At 62.4% G+C, this 13,368-nt stretch carries 14 protein-coding genes; 8 read left to right on the top strand and 6 right to left on the bottom strand.

All coding sequences use genetic code 11. The annotated features are described in order from the left end of the window. Positions 1 to 1,044: 1,044 nt before the first annotated feature. The 3 genes from QP803_RS10350 (at position 1,045) to QP803_RS10340 (ending at position 4,203) form a co-directional block, all read left to right on the top strand. Complete coding sequence (locus tag QP803_RS10350; protein ID WP_284947675.1) at positions 1,045 to 2,367, top strand: hypothetical protein; 1,323 nt, start codon at positions 1,045 to 1,047, stop codon at positions 2,365 to 2,367. 244 nt (positions 2,368 to 2,611) lie between these two features. After that, positions 2,612 to 3,562: a hypothetical protein gene (locus QP803_RS10345; RefSeq protein ID WP_284947674.1), complete on the top strand. Its 951-nt coding sequence runs from the start codon at positions 2,612 to 2,614 to the stop codon at positions 3,560 to 3,562. After that, positions 3,559 to 4,203: a phosphoribosyltransferase gene (locus QP803_RS10340; protein ID WP_284947673.1), complete on the top strand. Its 645-nt coding sequence runs from the start codon at positions 3,559 to 3,561 to the stop codon at positions 4,201 to 4,203. Before QP803_RS10345 ends, QP803_RS10340 begins: the two co-directional genes overlap by 4 nt. A gap of 66 nt (positions 4,204 to 4,269) precedes the next feature. On the opposite strand, the gene QP803_RS10335 is transcribed toward QP803_RS10340, so the two are convergent. Together QP803_RS10335 and QP803_RS10330 are read right to left on the bottom strand one after the other, a co-directional pair. Continuing rightward, positions 4,270 to 4,839: a histidine phosphatase family protein gene (locus tag QP803_RS10335; RefSeq protein WP_284947672.1), complete on the bottom strand. Its 570-nt coding sequence runs from the start codon at positions 4,837 to 4,839 to the stop codon at positions 4,270 to 4,272. Further along, the gene (locus QP803_RS10330; protein WP_284947671.1) at positions 4,779 to 6,263 is read right to left on the bottom strand and encodes an aldehyde dehydrogenase; all 1,485 of its coding nucleotides are present in this window, start codon (positions 6,261 to 6,263) and stop codon (positions 4,779 to 4,781) included. Before QP803_RS10330 ends, QP803_RS10335 begins: the two co-directional genes overlap by 61 nt. An 89-nt stretch (positions 6,264 to 6,352) precedes the next feature. On the opposite strand from QP803_RS10330, the gene QP803_RS10325 reads away from it, so the two are divergent. Both QP803_RS10325 and QP803_RS10320 read left to right on the top strand, forming a co-directional pair. Continuing rightward, a complete protein-coding gene (locus QP803_RS10325; protein WP_284947881.1) occupies positions 6,353 to 7,036 on the top strand; it encodes an acetate uptake transporter in 684 nt (227 codons plus the stop codon). Positions 7,037 to 7,052: 16 nt separating this feature from the next. Then, positions 7,053 to 7,967, top strand: a complete 915-nt coding sequence (locus tag QP803_RS10320) for an NAD(P)-dependent oxidoreductase (protein ID WP_284947670.1) — start codon at positions 7,053 to 7,055, stop codon at positions 7,965 to 7,967. Positions 7,968 to 7,980: 13 nt separating this feature from the next. Here QP803_RS10320 and QP803_RS10315 read toward each other — a convergent pair whose 3' ends face one another. Continuing rightward, entirely contained in the window at positions 7,981 to 8,715 is a 735-nt protein-coding gene (locus QP803_RS10315) for an SDR family oxidoreductase (RefSeq protein WP_284947669.1), read from the bottom strand. Positions 8,716 to 8,813: 98 nt separating this feature from the next. On the opposite strand from QP803_RS10315, the gene QP803_RS10310 reads away from it, so the two are divergent. Then, complete coding sequence (locus QP803_RS10310; RefSeq protein ID WP_284947668.1) at positions 8,814 to 9,755, top strand: LysR family transcriptional regulator; 942 nt, start codon at positions 8,814 to 8,816, stop codon at positions 9,753 to 9,755. Here QP803_RS10310 and ispD read toward each other — a convergent pair. From ispD to QP803_RS10295, 3 genes are all read right to left on the bottom strand, one after another. Next, positions 9,679 to 10,395, bottom strand: a complete 717-nt coding sequence (gene ispD, locus QP803_RS10305) for a 2-C-methyl-D-erythritol 4-phosphate cytidylyltransferase (protein WP_284947667.1) — start codon at positions 10,393 to 10,395, stop codon at positions 9,679 to 9,681. The genes QP803_RS10310 and ispD overlap by 77 nt on opposite strands. A gap of 28 nt (positions 10,396 to 10,423) precedes the next feature. After that, on the bottom strand, positions 10,424 to 10,834 hold the full coding sequence (locus QP803_RS10300) for a hypothetical protein (protein ID WP_284947666.1): 411 nt from the start codon (positions 10,832 to 10,834) through the stop codon (positions 10,424 to 10,426). Positions 10,835 to 10,912: 78 nt separating this feature from the next. After that, positions 10,913 to 11,581, bottom strand: a complete 669-nt coding sequence (locus QP803_RS10295) for an HAD-IA family hydrolase (RefSeq protein ID WP_284947665.1) — start codon at positions 11,579 to 11,581, stop codon at positions 10,913 to 10,915. Here QP803_RS10295 and QP803_RS10290 point away from each other — a divergent pair. Next, positions 11,553 to 12,551, top strand: coding sequence for an NlpC/P60 family protein (locus QP803_RS10290; protein ID WP_284947664.1), 999 nt, complete (start codon positions 11,553 to 11,555; stop codon positions 12,549 to 12,551). The two genes, QP803_RS10295 and QP803_RS10290, sit on opposite strands and share 29 nt — an antisense overlap. A 70-nt stretch (positions 12,552 to 12,621) precedes the next feature. Then, complete coding sequence (locus QP803_RS10285; RefSeq protein WP_284947663.1) at positions 12,622 to 13,272, top strand: peroxiredoxin; 651 nt, start codon at positions 12,622 to 12,624, stop codon at positions 13,270 to 13,272. The last annotated feature ends 96 nt before the right edge of the window (positions 13,273 to 13,368 follow it).

The following is a 13,368-nucleotide window of genomic DNA, read 5'->3' as shown; positions in this document are numbered from 1 at the left end:
AATGCCAGTCCCCGTGTCTGTTACATTTCGTGATCAGATAACCGGCCGTATAAATGACTTGCTAATAGACGAGGACAAACCTTGTGCTCACTCTCAGAATCTTATCGGCTATCTTGCCGGCGCTTTGTTGAACTATAAAGACGAAGGCATCGAATTTACCCCTTCTGTCGTTTTGTGCGATGAGATTGAGTCCGTAATAAGATCATTTCCAGGCGCTGTCGCCCACACGATTGGCCGGGCGCCTCTGGATCCGGCGTCCGGTCCTCGAATTCTAAAGGACTGTGGTCCATTGTCGGGTCATAATTGGTTCATGTTTATCGAGAGGAACGCGGACGGGTATGTAAGCTATGGCGTTTTCACGTATTATCGTCTGCCAACAACGATACCTCTTCACGAGGGCATCGCAATTGACGCAACGCAATTTTGCGTGCTGCTTAGAAAAATAAGCACTAACACAATTGAGATTACGGGAGCAAAAGGAAGCAAACTAACGCTCATTTTCTCGACCATGCGAGAACCAGTCCCGTTAGGCAACCCCGTTGAGAATTTTGCAAGGGCGTGCTGCAGCCAATTGACCAAGGTAGACCGAGTTGACGAGTTTCTCGTATATTTCAGTCAACTGTTAGAATCAGCGCTAGCATTGTCGCATGGCACGATATTGATTTGCTCAAGTAATGCGCCTCAGACATTTTCAGTTGAACTTAAGGACGCAATACCTGTATCGCCTTTGTTAGACTTCTATGCAGCGTTTTCCGAGTTTGCTGCTACCAATACCGCAGGATCAATTCTTACGCTCCAGCGTTGTGAAGAGTTGCTAGAAGGCTTTCTGAGATGTGACGGCATGATAGTTTTCGATCGCGTAGGTAGAGTTACAGCATATCGGGTGTTCTATAGACCTGTAAGCAGTGGACCGGTTGTGTCGGGCATCGTTGGAGGTGCTCGTCGCCGAGCCTTCGAAGGTCTTGAGGAGCTTATGAATGCTCAAACGCCCTCCGTCCTCTTCCGATCGCATGATGGACTAACGCTTTATCATGGAGTCAGTGCGTGACCAGAACGACCGTGCAGCTTTGGACGCCCGCGCCGCCACCGGCGGTGTTGGATACCGTGTCTGATCCCGCTACGATCGCATCTCATGCTTTTCAACTACGGGACCGCGAGCGCAACCAAATAGCGACAAACTTTCAAGCTGAAAACTATGAGCTCGCAGCGAGCTTCGTCTGGCTTCGAACCATGGCGCTCCTGAGGAAGCAACTCGCGTCGCTTGGCATGGAGTTCATCGGCGAGCTTCTACAACGCCCAGATATTGACGAGTTTAGCGACATCCGCACGGCCGTATCTGAGACCGAAGCCATCTCATTAGCACGGGATCTTGGAATGATCACGCCACTCCAGACGATTCGATTGCTTCAGTCGCAAGCGATCGTCAATCATTTTGTCGGATTGGAGAATGACCCTTCGTCAAATCAAGACGAAGTTATGACAAAAGAGGAGGCGATTTCTTGTCTAAGGGTATGTGTTCAAGGCGTTCTTGGTCACGAACAAGTCGCTGTCGCAGACGACTTCAAGAGCTTCCGTCACAGACTAGAATCTGAGACTCTCGCTCCTGATGCGCCTGAAGTTAATAAGCTAAAGTCGTCACCGTATTTTTTTGTCCGCACAGCAATCAGTATTCTGTTGTCACTATTTAAAACGGCTAAAGGTGCGCAACTCGAACATGCAGCTCGAAACTCTCTTCTTCTTATTCCGCAGTTTTGGCCTCAACTGAAGGCACCAGAGCGGTGGCAAATTGGACAGGCGTATGCTGTTGAGTTTAGCGAAGGCCGAAAGGAATCAGTTAAGGGACTGCATGCAGTCTTGCTCGCTGTGGCGGGATTTGATTATGTCCCTGAAAATCTGCGTTCTATGACGTTTGTGCAGGTTGCAAGTAGCGTTATTGCGGCACACCAGGGCACTAACAATTTCTACAATGAGCCTGCACCCATGCGTGAGCTAGCAAGTCTTGGAACGTCAATTCCAGGCCCCGCATTGGCTGCGTGTATAACGGCTGTTCTTTGCGTCAAACTTGGAAATGTCTACGGCACATCTTGGGCCGCCCAAGCGCCAGCTGACGAAATCATTCAACGACTCTCAAAAGATCGTTGGATATACTATGTAAACGAGCGGCTCGAAAGTGACCGTATTATCCTATCAAAGCTTAGTGAAAGTGGCCCGTGTGCTAATTGGATCGAACTATTTATTGCTCTAGACATTGAAAATTCGAATTTTGTCGGACAGAGAATAAAGGCATTGGTGAATGCCACCCAAAAAAGGGATGGCGTCTCTGTAAAGTCCCTCGCCTTAAGAATGTTTACTGCATCAGTCACGTAATTTTCGGCTTAGCCGTGAAACACGGAGGCAGGTTCGACGGAAAGCGCTAAACGTGCCAGCACTACTGGTCCATGGACCATAGTTAACGAACTCCTAACCTATTGGTAACACCTCACCAACCCAACCCTCTCCCCTTGCAAGGCGGATCAACCACCACCGCCCAATTTATCCACCACGAAGGGTGATCATCCGACCCAAGATACGCTAGGAAGACCTCGCCGAATCGCTTCGAGGTTGCATATCCGTGTCGTCTAGCCTGCCGCCCAAGCCGCCCCGCCAGGAGATCGCGCCGCGATCGCCCCTCCAGAACAGGGCCGCGCGGTCCGACTCGGTCCATTGGATCTTCGATGCCGATGCGCCGCCTCGGGAGATGAACGCCGTCCCCCTCAGGCAGCGCATCAGCGGGCGCGGCGTGCTCGTGAGCGCCGCCGTCGTGCTTCTGGTCGCCATTTGCGGGGCAGGGGCGGTCCTGTCCTGGCCCGAAACCAACACGCGCGGCGCGAAACCCAAGGCAAGCGTGGCGTCCCCCCAAACGCCGCTGGTCGTCATGGTCCCCGTGGCAGCACCGCCAGTCGCTACACCATCAGTCGCTACACCATCAGTCGCCGCACCACCCGTCGCCACGCCGAAACCGACTCCGCCAGCGCCGCCGCCAGTGAAGATCGCCATTGCCCCGCCCGCGCCACAGCCGGCTCCGGCGCCGCCGCCGCCCGTGGTGACCAAGCCGCCGGCGCCCGTCGTCGTCGCACAACCCCCACCTCAGCCTGCACCACCCCAGCCGGTCGCACCTCAGCCGGTCGCACCACCACCGCCCAAACCGGTCGTCGTCGCGCCCGCGACGGTGGTGGCGCCGCCCGCTGCAAAACCCGCTCCGGCCGCGCCTTTCACCATCCGGCTGAGCTACGACGCCGATGAAGCGGTGCCGGGTGCCGCCTTCGCCAAAAAACTCCGGCAGCAGGGGTTCACCGTGGTGACCCTCATCATTCCCGAGACGCCCGGCCGCTGGCCCGGTGTCGCTTTCTTCTTCGACGGCGACCGCGAGAAGGCGCGGGTGATCGCGCAACAATTGTCGGCGGTGACGGGACGGACCGAGCATTCGCGCCTCAGCAATCGTCATCCTTATCCGAATGCGGGCACGGTCGAGGTGTCGCTGCTGAAGAACGCGCCGTCGAAATCGCGCGCCCATCATCCATGATGCATCGCTTCTGGCAGGATTTCGCCGCCACGCCTGCCAGCGGGCCGCCCTATGCCGATCGTTACTCGGTCGAACTTGCGCCAAGCCGCTACCTTGACCTTCCCATTCGCCCTTTGCCGGACCCCACGACTGCCGTCGCGTCCTTCATCGCCAATCAGGCGGGTTTCACGGTCGTGGAATTCCTCACGGCCCGCATGGTCGAGCTGGCAAAACCCTTCGCGCCGGACATCATCGTGGGGCTGCCGACGCTCGGCCTCGCCTTCGCGCCGGGTGTGGCGAAGGGGCTGGGGCATAGAAATTTCGTGCCGCTCGGCTATTCGCGGAAGTTTTGGTATCGGGACGATCATTCCGTCGCCATCAGCTCCATCACAACGCCCGATGCGGGTAAGCGCTTGTTCATCGATCCGCTGATTCTGCAGAGGCTCGCGGGCAAACGTGTCGTCGTGGTCGATGATGTGGTGAGCACCGGGAGTTCGCTGCGCGCCGTTACGGCGCTGCTAAGCGGCTTGGGTGTCGCGATCAGTGGGTATGTGGTGGCGATGACGCAGGGACGCGGTGCGGAGGGTTTGGATGTGGCGAGCGTGTTCCGCTCGCCGCGGTTTGTAAGGGGTGAAGGTGGCGGTTGGGTGGTGAGTGAGTGAGGCGGGTACGGTATCTTTGATTAGCGCCCGGATGCGGACCAAGTCCGCGGCTGACGGTACCTTTTGTTAACGGGCAAACACCGTCACGCTTCCCAACCTCGGCGCGGAGTTTGCCAAGTCAACCGGCCGCCCCTCGGCGAGGGCGATCAACACCCGCAGCGGGCCGCCATGGCTCACCACGATATGCGACCCCTCCCCAAGATCCCGCCAGAACGCCGTCACGCGGGCGATGAGCGACGCCCCAGTCTCTCCACCCGGCGCCGCAAAGCCGTAAAGGTCTAAAGCCCAACGATCGAGATCGGCTCGGGGAACATCGTCCCACAACACACCTTCCCAATCGCCGAAACTCAACTCCAGCAACCGATCGTCGAGAATCGGGTGCGGGGTCAAAGCCTCGGCGAGCCGGCGACAGCGGGTGAGGGGGCTGCTCCACACCCTCGCTCCCCGAAACGCCGAAAGCTCAGCCACAATCGTCGAGAAGTCCAAGGACGCGAGGGGAAGATCCATCCGCCCGTAGCATCGTCCGTCACCGCCGGAGACCGCCGGATGACGAACGAGTGCAACACGAAAAGGACTCAGACCAGCTTCACCCAAGTGGATTTCTGCTGCGTATAGGCCAGAACGGTATCGAAACACTTGTCGCGCGCACTGCCTGATTGCTTGTAGCCGCCGAAGGGCTGCGTCATATCGCCCTCGTCGAAGCAATTCACCCAGACCGTGCCGGCTTCGATCTCCCGCGCCAGGCGATGCGCCGTGGTGAGGTTGGATGTCCAGATTCCGGCGGCGAGGCCATAGATGGTGTCGTTGGCAACCTCGATCGCATTCTCGATGCCATCGATGGGAATGATCGCCGCGACGGGCCCAAAAATCTCTTCCCGCGCAATGCGCATGTCGCTGTTGACGCCGGTGAACAAAGCCGGCGCGACATAGGCGCCTTTTTCCAGGCCCTGCGGTACATTGCCGCCAAAGGCCAAGGACGCGCCTTCATTCTTGCCGATGTCGATATAACCCAGCACGCGCTTCTGCTGCTCGAACGTCACCAGCGGCCCCATATTGGTCTCTTCGTTCAGCGGGTCGCCGGGCACGAAATTCTCGCTCTCGCGCATGAAGCTATACAGGAACTCGTCATGGATCTTGCGGTCCACCAACAGGCGGGACCCCGCATTGCAGACCTCGCCCATATTGCCATAGATGCCGAAGGCGGCGGTCTTGGCAGCGGTCGCGAGGTCGGGAAGATCGGCCATCAGCACTTGCGGCGTCTTGCCACCGCATTCCAGGGCCACCTTCTTCATGTTGGACTGCCCGGCATATTGCAGCATCAACTTGCCGACTTCAGTCGAGCCCGTGAAGCTCACTTTGGCGACGTCATTATGCAGCGCGAGCGCGCGGCCCACCGTCTCACCGGGGCCATTGACCACGTTGAAGACGCCGGCGGGGCCGCCCGCTTCCACGAACAGCCGGGCGAGATGCACGGCGGAGAGGGGGGATTGCTCGGCCGGTTTCAGCACCACGGAATTGCCGGCGGCGAGCGCGGGCGCCACCTTCCAGATTGCCATCATCAGCGGATAGTTCCAGGGCACGATGGCGCCGACCACGCCCAGCGGCTCGCGCGTGGTGTAATGCAGCACATTGTCGGGCGTCGCCGTGGTGGTGCCGGTCATCTTGTCGATGACTTCCGTCGTGTAGCGAATGCAATGGACCGAGCCAGGCACATCGATGTTGATCATGTCGCTGATCGGCTTGCCCATATCCAGCGTATCGAGCAGGGCGAACAGCTCGGTATTCGCCTCCACCAGATCGGCGAACTTGTACAGCACGGTCATGCGGTCGCGCGGCGCCATGCGCGACCACGCACCCGACTTATAGGCCTTGAGGCCATCGGCCACGGCGCGGTCGATATCCGCAGGCGTGCCCTGGCTGACGGCCGCCAGCACCAGGCCATTGGCAGGGTTGATGGTCTCGAAATGGCCGCCGGTGCCCTCCACCAAGTCACCGCCGATGAAGAACCGCGTCTCCAAGGCCAGTCCGGCCGCCTTCTCATGCCAATTCGTCGCGCTCATCGGAAGCTCCACTGTGTTCGGGGCCAGCCTAGCATGAGGGCGGAAGGGCCACGCAATGCTCGCATTTCGCAAGGAAAGGAGTAGCGTGGCTGTGGCGCGCCCGCCCAGACTCGTCCAAGACGCGCGTCAGTAATCGCGGAAATAACGATCCGGGCCGCAAAGACGTCCCGGGCAAACGGGAGGCTGCAATGTATAAACTCGCCAATCCGGCCCCGCTCGGGCTCGCAGGATTCGCCCTGACAACCTGGATGCTGAGCATGGTCAATGCCGGGTGGTATCTGCCCACCGGCGTGCCGCTGGTGCTGGCCCTCGCCTTCGCCTTCGGCGGCGCCGCGCAGTTTTGCGCCGGGCTGCTGGAATTGCCGCGCGGCAATACCTTCGGCTTCGTGGCCTTTTGCAGCTACGGCGCCTTCTGGTGGTCCTTCGCCCTCTTCGTGCTGTTCTTCTCGGCGCATGTGCCGGGCGCCTTCGTCGGCTGGTATCTGTTCATGTGGGGCGTCTTCACCTTCTACATGTGGATCGGCAGCCTCGCCCTGACGCGGGCGGTCAGCTACGTCTTCCTCGCGCTCTGGATCACCTTCCTGCTGCTGGCGCTGGGCGCCTGGGGCATTACGGAGGCGACGATGATCGGCGGCTATACCGGTCTCGTCACCGCCTTCATCGCCTTTTATGTCTCGGCGGCGGAGATCATCAATGAAACCCATGGGCATGTCGTTCTGCCCCTTGGCGTTCGCCTGCCGCCGAACGACATTAGAAACGCACAAGTGATCTGAGATCGAAGGAGACAGCATGAGCGAGCCAGCCTTGAAGGAACGCGTCGGATTTGCGGGTCTTGGCCTGATGGGCCAGGGCATGGCGCGAAATATCCTGAAGAAGGGCTGGCCGCTGACGGTGCTGGCGCATCGCAGCCGCACGGCGGTCGAGGCGCTGGTCGCCGAGGGCGCCACAGAAGCCAAAACGGCCCGCGCCCTCGCGGAGGCGAGCGACGTGGTCGTGCTGTGCGTCACCGGCTCGCCGGAGGTATCGGCCCTCGTCGAAGGGCCGGACGGCTTGGCGGCGACGGGCAAGCCGATCGTGATCATCGATTGCTCGACCTCCGATCCGTCCCAGACCCTGCGGTTGGCTGAAAGCCTGCGCGAGCGGGGGATCACGCTGATCGATGCGCCCTTGAGCCGCACGCCGAAGGATGCGGCGGCCGGCACTTTGGATGTGATGGTCGGCGGGGATGACGCCGTGGTCGCGCGGGTGCTCCCGATTCTGGAAGCTTTTGCCGGTCGCGTCATGCCGACGGGGCCGACGGGCACGGGCCATACCATGAAGCTGCTGAACAACTTCCTCGCGATGGGTTATGCGGCGCTTTATGCCGAGGCCTTGGCCCTCGGGGCGAAGGCGGGTCTGACGCCGAAGGTCTTCGACAGCGTCATTCGCGGCGGCCGGATGGATGGCCCCTTCTATCAGACCTTCATGACCTATGTGCTGGAGCGGGACCGCAACGCCCATCAATTCGCGTTGCGGAATGCGCTCAAGGACATGAGCTATCTGGCAGGTTTCGCGAGCGCGGCCAGTTTCGCCAATCCGATGGGGGCCGCCGTGCGCAACAGCTTCGCCCTCGCCGTGGGCGCAGGCCGTGGCGAGGATTATGTGCCGATGCTGTCAGACATCGTCGCGGAGATGAACGGGGTCAGCCTGGTGCCGAAGGGCTAAATCCCATCTGGCTCTAGACCACCGTCGCCGAGGGACGCACGACGATCTCGTTCACATCGACATCGCCGGGTTGTTCAATGGCAAACAGGATGGCACGTCCAATCGCATCCGGTTGGATGGCCGTCTTGCGATAGGTGATCATGCGGTCGCGCGCGGTCGCATCGCTGATCGTATCCGCAAGTTCGGATTCGACGACGCCGGGATAGACACAGGTGCAGCGGATTTTGTCATGTTCCTTGCGCAGGCCTTCTGAAATCGCGCGCACCGCGAACTTCGTCGCGGCATAAACGGCGGCGGTTGGTTGTGCCACGAAGCCGCCGATCGAGGAGACGTTGATGATCTGGCCCGCACCTTGGGCTTCCATCTTCGGCAGAACGGCCGCGATGCCGTGCAAGACGCCACGGATGTTCACGTCGATCATCCAGTTCCACTCATCAACCTTCAAGGCGGCCAGGGGCGACAGCGGCATCACGCCGGCATTATTGACCAGCACGTCAACGCGGCCGAATGCGCTCTCGGCGAAGGCGACGAAGGCCTGCATCTCCACCAGACTCGTAACGTCGAGGGTCCGAAACCGCACCTGCGCGCCCTGCGCCGTCAGGTCCTCGGCCAGCGCCTGCAGGCGATCCGTGCGGCGGGCGCCGAGCACAAGCCGCGCCCCGGCGGCAGCCAGCACGCGCGCCGTGCCTTCACCGATGCCGCTCGATGCGCCGGTGATCAGCACGACCTTGTCGTTCAATTGGGACATAAAACCACCCCTTGGGATGTGTGCCTGAAGACATAGAGGCTGACGCATCATCCCACTATCCGCTAAGATCGCGATGGCAGGTTGAGCGGAATGGGATGATGATGCGCGGCACTCTGGACGATCTTGCGGCTTTCGCGGTTGTCGCGCGCACCCGCAGCTTCACCCGGGCGGCGGCGGAGTTGCGGCTCTCTACCTCCGCGCTCAGCCACCTCATCAAGGGGCTTGAGGCGCGGCTCGATGTGCGGCTTCTTCAACGCAACAGCCGGAGCGTCGCCGCGACGGCGGCGGGGGCGCAGTTGCTTCGCGCGCTGGAGCCTGCGCTCGTGGAGATTGGCGGCGCCCTTGAACAGCTGGGGCAGGACCGCGGGGCCTTGTCCGGCACCGTGCGCATCACCGCGACACGCCATGCCTACGAGACGGTGATCCGGCCTGTGCTGCCGGCCTTTCACGCGGCGCATCGGCAGGCAAAGGTCGAGGTGCTGATCGACACCCAGTTCCGTGACATCATCGCTGATCGGCTCGATGCGGGGATCCGCCTGGGCGAGAAGCTCGACAAGGACATGATCGCGGTCAGCGTCGGTCTCGACTTGCGGATGGCCGTGGTGGCCTCGCCCGGCTATCTCGCCCGCCACACCGCGCCGGCAATGCCGCAGGATCTGACGCAGCATGACTGCATCAATTACCGCATCACGCCCGCAAGCCCGATCATGGCCTGGGATTTCGAAGCGGACGGCCGCACATTGGAGATCAAGGTCGATGGGCCTCTGACCTTTAACGCGCCCGAACTCATGCTCGGCGCCGCGATGGATGGTCTCGGGATCGCCTATGTGCTGGCGGATCAAGCGGCGCCGGATCTCGCGGCTGGCCGGCTGGTGCGGCTGCTGGAGGAATGGACGCCCCCGTTTGCGGGCTACTTTCTCTACTATCCCAGCCGCAAACAGGTGCCGCCGACCCTGGCGGCCTTTATTGCGGCGCTGCGGGCAGCCAGGCCTCGTCACGCAGGTGGCGCTCGGCACGACGCAGGTCCGCCTCCGTCGTGATCTTGAAGGCATCCTCGGACCCCAGGATCACGCGCACCGGCAGGCCGGCGGCTTCGGCCACGGCGGCGTCATCCGTCATTGGCGGAAGGTCAGTGCGCAGACGGGCGGCGCGATGGGCGGCGACGATCTCGGGATAGGTGAAGCCCTGTGGCGTCTGTGCCCGCCACAGCGGCGCACGGTCGATGGTGCCGGTAATGACGCCGCCCTGGCAGGATTTGATGGTGTCGAAGACCGGCATAGCGGCGATCGCCGCTGGCCCTTCGTTCAAGGCGGCAATCACGGCGGTGATGGTCTCAGCGGTCACGAAAGGCCGCACACCGTCATGGATCAGCACCAGATCGGGCGACGTCTCGGCCAGCGCCTCCAGTCCCAGGCGCACCGACTCGTCACGCGTTGCCCCGCCGAAGATCGGGGGTAGCAAATCCATGCCCTCGGTCGCCGCGTCATACAGGACGCGGTCATCGGGATGGATGACCACGGCGATGGCGGTGATCGCGGCATGGCGGCTGAAGGCGAGGGCGGTGTGGCGCAGCACCGCCATGCCGCCCAAGGCACGATATTGCTTGGGCGAGCCGGGGCCCATGCGCGTCCCACGCCCCGCGCAGACGAGCAGGGCCGTGACCTTCACCCGATCAGTCATGGGACTCAGCCAAAGACAGCGGCATGGATCAGTGCGCCGTGCCCCAAGACTGGCCGCCCGCGCCGTTGGAGCAGTAGCAAGCGGCGCCGGGCGCGCGCGGCACTTCCATCGGGCAGTTATTGGTTGGCGTAAAGCAGGTCCGTGCCGGTCCTGGGTAGCTCGCAGCCGGCGGATAATAGACCGGTGGCGGCACATAGACCGGCGGTGCGTAATAGACGGGCGGTGGCGGATAATAGACCGGCGGCGGCGCGTAGTAGGGCCGGGGGCCATAATAGGGTCGCGGCCCGTAGAAGCGCGGCCCGCCATACCAGACGCCGCCGCGCCACCAGGCATGCGCCGGCGTTGGAGTCAGGACCCCGCCGGCCCCGAGTAACGTGACGGTTCCGAGGGCGGCCAGAGCGATGCCTCGCAGGCTCTTGGTGACGAATGAACAGGTCATGCGGTCCTCCCTTCTTTTATCTTAGACGAGTGGATGGCGCCCAGGCATGGCAAATTCGGGGCGCCCGTGTGACGACCGTCAGACGTGATTGAGCTGCAGCCAGTCTCCGTCCATCCGCGCTTGAAGGCCCGAGAGATCGGGTACCCAAAGCTCACCCTTGCGGTCCAATCCTTCGGCGGATTGGGTGGAGGCCACCGCCACAATCTGCGCGCCGGCGGCACGGCCGGCGGCGAGGCCCGCATCCGCATCCTCGAACACGATGCAGTCGGCGGGATCCAAGCCCAGTCCCTCGGCGCCAAGCTGGTAGCAGCGCGGATCGGGCTTGCCGCGCTCGACCGATTCGGCGGTGATGAAGACGCGCGGCACGGGTAGGCCGCAGGCGGCGAGGCGAGAGCGCGCCAGCGCGGCGTCGGCCGAGGTGACCAGCGCCCAACGCTCCGGCGGCAGGGATGCGATGAGGGCGCGGGCGCCGGGGATTTCGACCAGACCTTCCAGATCCAGTCGCTCCGCGTCTTCCAAAATTCTCGCTTCGGCTTCGGGGTCGCGCACCGAGGGCGCGAACATGCGGATGGTTTCGATGGCGCGCCGTCCGTGGGCCACCGGCAGCAGCCCGACGGGATCGAGCCCGTGGCGGATCGCCCAGGCACCCCAGACACGCTCGACGACGGCGCCCGAATCGACGAGAGTCCCGTCCATGTCGAACAGGAAGCCACGCGCCGTGAGTTGCCGACCGCTTTCGAACCGCATGCTGGACCTCTATCAAGGGGCGGCGTGTGACCGCGTGGAACGCACACCCCGCCGCGTGATCCTGGCGGGCCTGGCGGGACTCGCTGCGGCGTTTACGACGCGGGCATCGGGAGCGCAAACCGTGGGTGAGGCTGCGCCTGTCACGGTCGGGCCGGACTATCTCTCTCCCTATTCCCTGGCCTTCTCGATCGACACAACCTTGCTGAATACCGGCTTCGATCGGGCACCCTGGAACGATCCGGATGCCGAGGCCGCAGAGTCCGTCCCCGCGTGGGAGACCGCATATCGGGGGGCGCGCGGCGCAGCCTGGGGTCCGCCGGCGCGGCAATACCCTCAGCCCACTTTGGCGCGGCAGGATGAGGATTATCGTCGCCAGAGGGTGATCTCGGTCGCCGCCCGCCATATCGGCCTCCCCTATCAGCACCATCATGTGCCGTCCTGGGGGCCACCGGCGGGATGGCCCTGGCTGCCAGTCGAGGCCGGTTCCAATGGGCCGGGCCTCGATTGCAGCAACTTCGTCTCCTTCGCCTATAACTATGCCCTCGGCCTCAAACTTCCGACGGGCATCGCCCTCCAGGGCCATACGGTCGATCTTCCGGGACCCGGCGACGTCGGGGTGCTGCGGGCCCGGCGCATCGATGTGCGTCGCTACGACGATCTCCGCGCGGTTTTGGCGCCCGCCGATCTACTGTACATCCGCAACAGGCAGGATCGGGTGTCGCATGTCGTCATGTGGCTGGGGGTGGTGGGGCAGTCACCCACGGCCACACCTCTCATCCTCGATTGCACCCAGACTCTGCACCGGGATGCCAGTGGGGCGACGATCCCGATCGGTGTCAGGCTGAGGCCCTTCCGCGAGGATGGCTGGTATTGGCGCCGCTTCTCGCATGCACATCGCCTGATCGGCGCCGAGGTCGTGATGCGCCCGGGTACCGTGGACCCGCTGCCGGAAGGTGACGATCAGGCCTGAGACCGCGTCGCTTGATCGCCCCGCCGCGAGGTGCGATCTGGGCTGCGACACACTCCTAAGGACTCACGTTATGACCATTCAACTCGGGCAGATCGCCCCCGATTTCGAGCAGGACAGCAGCCGTGGCCCGATCAAGCTGCATGATTATCTGGGGGCGTACTGGGGCATTCTGTTCAGCCATCCAAAGGATTTCACTCCGGTCTGCACCACGGAACTCGCCGCCGTCGCGCGCCTCGCGCCTGAATGGGACAAGCGACAGGTGAAGCCGGTCGGCCTTTCGGTCGACAGCACCGAGAACCACGCCGCCTGGGAGACGGACATCCTGGAGACGCAGGGCCAGGCCCTCAACTTCCCGGTGATCGCGGATAAGGACCGTACGGTCGCCCACCTCTACGGCATGGTCCATCCGGAATCCGACCCCAGCCTGACAGTGCGCAGCGTCTTTATCATCGACCCGAACAAGAAGGTGCGCCTGATCCTCACCTATCCGCCGGCCACGGGTCGCAACTTTCACGAGATCCTGCGGGTGATCGACAGCCTGCAACTCACTGACAGCACCAAGGTCGCGACGCCGGCCGATTGGACGCCTGGCGAAAAGGTCATCATCGTGCCGAGCCTGTCAGACGAGGATGCCAAGGCGCGCTTCCCCCAGGGTTGGACGACGCTGCGCCCCTATCTGCGGATCGTGGACCTCAACGCAGCACCGAAGGCCGCCGAATAGCGTCTTTTTTCGGCCTGCGGATGCCGTCGCAGGCCGCCCTAGGCCTCTTGGGGCCGTCATCAAAGCTTCACGCAGCGGCCATAGTGCCTCGGCACC

This window comes from Acidisoma sp. PAMC 29798 (assembly GCF_030252425.1).
GTDB lineage: Bacteria > Pseudomonadota > Alphaproteobacteria > Acetobacterales > Acetobacteraceae > Acidisoma > Acidisoma cladoniae.
The sequence above is the reverse complement of the archived record's forward strand: the minus strand, read 5'-3'. Positions and strand labels throughout refer to the sequence as shown.

What these genes read in the sequence shown, in the direction of transcription:
- QP803_RS10320 (WP_284947670.1), top strand. Translation starts at nt 7,053, where the DNA reads ATGAGCGAGCCAGCCTTGAAGGAACGCGTCGGATTTGCGGGTCTTGGC.
- QP803_RS10295 (WP_284947665.1), bottom strand. Translation starts at nt 11,581, where the DNA reads ATGCGGTTCGAAAGCGGTCGGCAACTCACGGCGCGTGGCTTCCTGTTC.
- QP803_RS10285 (WP_284947663.1), top strand. Translation starts at nt 12,622, where the DNA reads ATGACCATTCAACTCGGGCAGATCGCCCCCGATTTCGAGCAGGACAGC.
- QP803_RS10310 (WP_284947668.1), top strand. Translation starts at nt 8,814, where the DNA reads ATGATGCGCGGCACTCTGGACGATCTTGCGGCTTTCGCGGTTGTCGCG.
- QP803_RS10300 (WP_284947666.1), bottom strand. Translation starts at nt 10,834, where the DNA reads ATGACCTGTTCATTCGTCACCAAGAGCCTGCGAGGCATCGCTCTGGCC.
- QP803_RS10340 (WP_284947673.1), top strand. Translation starts at nt 3,559, where the DNA reads ATGATGCATCGCTTCTGGCAGGATTTCGCCGCCACGCCTGCCAGCGGG.
- QP803_RS10315 (WP_284947669.1), bottom strand. Translation starts at nt 8,715, where the DNA reads ATGTCCCAATTGAACGACAAGGTCGTGCTGATCACCGGCGCATCGAGC.
- QP803_RS10330 (WP_284947671.1), bottom strand. Translation starts at nt 6,263, where the DNA reads ATGAGCGCGACGAATTGGCATGAGAAGGCGGCCGGACTGGCCTTGGAG.
- ispD (WP_284947667.1), bottom strand. Translation starts at nt 10,395, where the DNA reads ATGACTGATCGGGTGAAGGTCACGGCCCTGCTCGTCTGCGCGGGGCGT.